The 4,748-nt window shown below is 61.0% G+C and carries 5 protein-coding genes; 2 read left to right on the top strand and 3 right to left on the bottom strand.

Annotated features, from left to right (window positions below; translation table 11 throughout):
- Positions 1–196 precede the first annotated feature (196 nt).
- Entirely contained in the window at positions 197–1,057 is an 861-nt protein-coding gene (locus ACTHNE_RS18745; protein WP_324938469.1) for a pseudouridine synthase, read from the top strand.
- Here ACTHNE_RS18745 and ACTHNE_RS18740 read toward each other — a convergent pair.
- Positions 972–1,838 (bottom strand): LysR family transcriptional regulator, encoded by an 867-nt coding sequence (locus ACTHNE_RS18740; protein ID WP_440270012.1) that lies wholly within the window; start codon positions 1,836–1,838, stop codon positions 972–974. The two genes, ACTHNE_RS18745 and ACTHNE_RS18740, sit on opposite strands and share 86 nt — an antisense overlap.
- A gap of 135 nt (positions 1,839–1,973) precedes the next feature.
- Here ACTHNE_RS18740 and ACTHNE_RS18735 point away from each other — a divergent pair, with 135 nt between their 5' ends.
- Positions 1,974–2,699 (top strand): hypothetical protein, encoded by a 726-nt coding sequence (locus ACTHNE_RS18735; RefSeq protein ID WP_324938462.1) that lies wholly within the window; start codon positions 1,974–1,976, stop codon positions 2,697–2,699.
- A gap of 90 nt (positions 2,700–2,789) precedes the next feature.
- Here ACTHNE_RS18735 and kbl read toward each other — a convergent pair whose 3' ends face one another.
- The gene (kbl, locus tag ACTHNE_RS18730; protein WP_440270013.1) at positions 2,790–3,986 is read right to left on the bottom strand and encodes a glycine C-acetyltransferase; all 1,197 of its coding nucleotides are present in this window, start codon (positions 3,984–3,986) and stop codon (positions 2,790–2,792) included.
- Positions 3,987–4,131: 145 nt separating this feature from the next.
- Positions 4,132–4,748 (bottom strand): IS630 family transposase (locus ACTHNE_RS18725; protein ID WP_440270011.1); only part of this gene is annotated, 617 nt, incomplete at its 5' end.

Here is a 4,748-nt window from a genome sequence, read left to right as displayed (position 1 = left end):
TGGCCATGGCATGGAGAACCCGGTCGACACCAACAGCACGGCCGAAGGTCGCGCGCGCAACCGTCGTACGGAACTGCAGGTTCAGCAGTAATCCAAGCGCGTCATGCAGTGTCAGAAAAGCCCGGCAGATGCCGGGCTTTTCTTTTATCTTCTGGCACGATGATCCCATTGCACGAATAGCTGCCTTCTTCCGAGCATGCATCCATCTCGTCCCCGCTCATCCGCTCCCATACATGTAGCGCCACGCCACGGCTTGGCACGTGTGCTCAGCAAGCTCGGCGTGTGTTCGCGCAGCCAGGCGGAAAAGGCCGTGCGCGAGGGTAGGGTGAGCGTGGATGGCCGGCTCGTGCGCGATCCGGAACGCGCCACCGATCCCGAGCGCGAGCAGATCCAAATGGACGGCCAAATGGTGGCCGCGGCTAAGCGCGTCTACATCGCGCTCAACAAGCCGCGCGGCATCGTGGTGAGCGCTGCGGATGAGCGTGGCCGCGACACCGTGTACGAACTGTTGGCCGATTCGAGCCTGCCATGGCTGGGGCCGGTCGGTCGGCTGGACAAGGCCAGCGAAGGCTTGCTGCTGCTCAGCAACGACAGCGTATGGGCCGCACGGCTGACCGATCCGCGCCACCATGTGGACAAGACCTACCATGTACAGATCGATGCCATTCCCGACCAAGCGGTGCTCGATCGCATGCTCCATGGCATCGCAGACAAAGGCGAGCGCCTGGCCGCCAAGCACGTGTCATTGCTGCGCACGGGTGAGAAAAACGCCTGGCTGGAAATCGTGCTTGACGAAGGGCGCAACCGTCATATCCGGCGCCTGCTCGAAGCTCAGGGTATCGGCGTACTGCGGCTGATCCGCATCGCGATCGGCGATGTCGCGCTCGCCGAACTCGGCAAAGGGCAATGGCGCCATTTGAGCGCGGACGAAGTGATGCATCTGACCGGCATCAACGATGAGGCCGCTGCAACTAAAAGCGCGCGTGCTGGCGCACCGCCTGCAAAGTCCGCTCCACCGCGGGATGGGAACGCGCGGGGTCCTGCACGGCATAGATAGTGTTGCGGCACGGCGCTTCCGGCTTGCGCAATGCCATCAAGGCGCCTTGGGCTTCATGATCCACCATGCACGCTGCAGGCACGATGGAAACGCCGCGACCCGTTGCGACCCAATCAAGCACTTCTTCCAGTTCCTCGAAATGCGCGATCGTAGAAAGTCGCGACAGCGGCGCACCTAGCACCTGCGTGAACCAGGTGGCGAACACGTAGTCGCTTTCGTCATAGGTGACGAAATGCGCCTGCTGCAGCGAAGCGGCTTCGCATGAAAGCATCGCTTGCGAGTCCGCCGCAGCGATCAGTACGATTTCTTCCGCACCGACCGGCGTATGACGCAGCCGATCGTGCGCGTTCATGCGATGCACGAAGCCGATATCGGCGGCGCCCGATTCCACATGGCGAACCACGTCCTCCGCAATGGGATAGCGCATGCGAATGGGGATGTCGGCCAACGGTCCCTCGCGAAACAGCGGCAGCAATTGGTAACGCCCGAACCCGCTTACTGCAGAAATGCGCAACGGCGATTCGTCGGCGCCAGCGTCACGCAATTGCTCATGCAATGCTTCCCAATCGCGATCCATCTCCCTGCAGAACGCCAGCAGGCGTTCACCGGCGGCATTCGGTGTCAGGCGTCCGCTGCCGCGATGAAACACCGGCATGCCCAATGCTTCTTCCAGCTTGCGCAATTGATAGCTCACCGCCTGTTCGGTGCGGTGCAGAACGCCTGCCGCAGCGCGCAGGCTGCCGGCTTCGCAGACTGTCCGGAAGGTATGGAGGTAACGCATTTCCACGTTCATGGTTGCGCTCGCACAGGCGTAGGCCAAAAAAATTTTGCGGACAGGGCCAAAAAGATTCGCATGGTCCTGCGTGCGAGGGCAAGCCTAGTATGGACAGGCTCGATTGCCGCCCACGAGGACATCATGATGTATCGCTTCTTCGCCGCCGTCTTGGCCCTGCTGTTGATCTCCCCGGTGAAAGCCCAGACCGGCACGGCCGCGCATTTCTTCGTTTACCAGGTCAACGCCGGCGCACAGGCCAAGTTCGAGGACGGTTATCGCCGGCATCTTGGCTGGCATCGCAGCCATCACGATCCGCTGGTCTGGTATGGCTGGACCGTATCAGACGGCAAACGCGCGGGCTATTTCATCGATGCGAGCGTTGGCGAACCCTTTGCCGCGTTCGATCATCGGGTCGACGTAGAGCAGGACGGCGCGGATTTCAACGTCAACGTTGCACCTTATGTCACCCCTCAGGCGCAGCTAGCGTACGAGTTATTGCCTGCACTCAGCGATGGCGCGCCATTGGAAAGCCGCAAGCCCAGCGGCAGTGTGCAAGTCACTTATTTCGATGTGCGCCCCGGCATGACGGCGCGTTTCGAGCACGCCTTGCAGACTTTGCATCGCGTACTTGCCTCGACATCTGGCGCGCCGCCGCACACCTGGTATCGCCTGGTGACCGGTGGCGACACGCCGCAATACATGTTGATGGTGGCGCGTGCGAATTGGGCGAGCTACGACGGGTTTCGCAAGGATGTCGGCGAGCTGCTGGCGAATGACCCGAATGCGCTGCGCGATTTCACCGATGCGGTGCGCTCAAGCAGCACGGAAAGCTGGCAGTATCACGCCGATCTAAGCAATATGCCGTAACAGTTACGTTTTCCTCGGAGCGTCATTCCCGCTTTCGCGGGAATGACGCTCAAGGAGAACATCCGTCAGGCGGCTGAAGGAGTTTTGCAATCAGCCAACGACGCCAAGCGAGCGTCCCACTTTGGTGAACGCCGCAATCGCGCGATCCAGATGTTCACGCGTATGCCCCGCGCTCATCTGCGTGCGGATGCGCGCCTGGCCTTGCGGTACTACCGGATAGAAGAATCCGGTCACGTAGATGCCTTCCTCCAGCAGCGCCGTCGCCATCGCTTGCGCCTTCTTGGCGTCGTAGACCATCACCGGCACGATCGGATGTACGCCCGGCTTGATGTCGAAGCCGGCCTTGGTCATCTGTTCGCGGAAGTAGCGCGTGTTCGCTTGCACGCGTTCGCGCAATTCACCGGCGGAGCCGAGCATGTCGAACACCTTGATCGCCGCGGCGACCACGTGGGGCGGCAGCGAGTTGGAGAACAGATACGGGCGCGAACGCTGGCGCAGCATCTCGATGATTTCGCCATGGCCGGTGGTGAAACCGCCCAACGCGCCACCGAGTGCCTTGCCCAGTGTGCCGGTGAAGATGTCGATCTTGTCCATCACGCCGTGCACTTCGGCCGAGCCCCGGCCATGGGGGCCGAGGAACCCGGTGCAATGGCATTCGTCGATATGCACCAGCGCGTTGTACTTCGCAGCCAGGGCGGTGATTTGGTCCAGCGGCGCGATGAAGCCGTCCATCGAGAACGCGCCGTCGCTGGTGATCAGCTTGGTGCGCGCGCCGGCGGCATCGGCCGCCTGTAACTGGTTTTCCAGGTCGGCCATGTCGCAGTTGGCGTAGCGGAAACGCTTGGCCTTGCACAAACGGATGCCGTCGATGATGGAGGCGTGATTGAGCGCATCGGAAATGACCGCGTCTTCGTCACCCAGCAGCGGCTCGTACAGGCCGCCGTTGGCGTCAAAACAAGCAGCGTAGAGGATGGTGTCTTCGGTACCGAAGAACTCGGCGATCTTCTTTTCGAGTTCCTTGTGCAGGTCCTGTGTGCCGCAGATGAAGCGCACCGACGCCATGCCGAAGCCGTGGGTGTCCAGCGCTTCCTTGGCGGCCTTGATCACCTCCGGGTGGTCGGCCAGCCCGAGGTAATTGTTGGCGCAGAAGTTCAGCACCTTGCGGCCGTCTTCCAGCGCGATTTCGGCCGATTGCGGTGAGGTGATGATGCGCTCGGCCTTGAACAGGCCCTGGTCACGGATGGATGAGAGTTCTTGGGCGTAACGTGCTTGGCCGGAGTAGCTCATGGAACCGATGCCGAAGTGGGGGGAAGTTGCCATTTTCGGCCTTTCGGGCGCCTAGCGAAACCCTGGCGCCCGGACGACACGTTATCGCCGCGCGGGCCACGCCAATAGTGCGAACAGGCCCTAGTGCGGTGTCTCAAAAATAACTTTAACGAAACTTCGCTGCCGCCCGAGTGACCGAAGCGAGGATGGCATCGGCAGTCTTGTGCCAGACGAACGGTTTGGCAGTGATGTTGTGATGCTCAATGTATTGGCGGATGGATCGTTCGAGGTCAGCCACGCTGGTGTGCGTGTTGCGCTTGATCCATTTCTCGCTGATTTGACCGAAAAAACGCTCGACTAGATTCAACCAGGACGCAGAGGTTGGCGTGAAATGGACGTGGTAGCGAGGGTGGGCGGCGAACCATGCACGCACCTTTTCCGTTTTGTGGGTGCCGTAGTTGTCCATGATCAGATGAATGTCCTGGCCCGCGGGTACCGAGGCATCGATGGTGTTGAGAAACTGCAGGAATTCTGCGCTGCGATGGCGTCGCCTGAGCTGACCAATGACCTTGCCCGTTGCGACATCCAGAGCGGCAAACAAAGACGTGGTGCCGTGACGGGTGTAATCGTGCGTGCGCGTCGCCGGTTTGCCAAAAGTAAGCGGCAAGCCCGGTTGCGTGCGATTGAGTGCCTGAATCTGGCTCTTTTCATCCACGCACAACACTAGGGCTCGATCCGGAGGAGCCATATACAGACCGACGACATCACGTACCTTGTCGACAA

It is taken from the genome of Dyella sp., assembly GCF_051954575.1.
In the GTDB taxonomy this organism is placed as follows: Bacteria; Pseudomonadota; Gammaproteobacteria; order Xanthomonadales; family Rhodanobacteraceae; genus Dyella_B.
The sequence above is the reverse complement of the archived record's forward strand: the minus strand, read 5'-3'. Positions and strand labels throughout refer to the sequence as shown.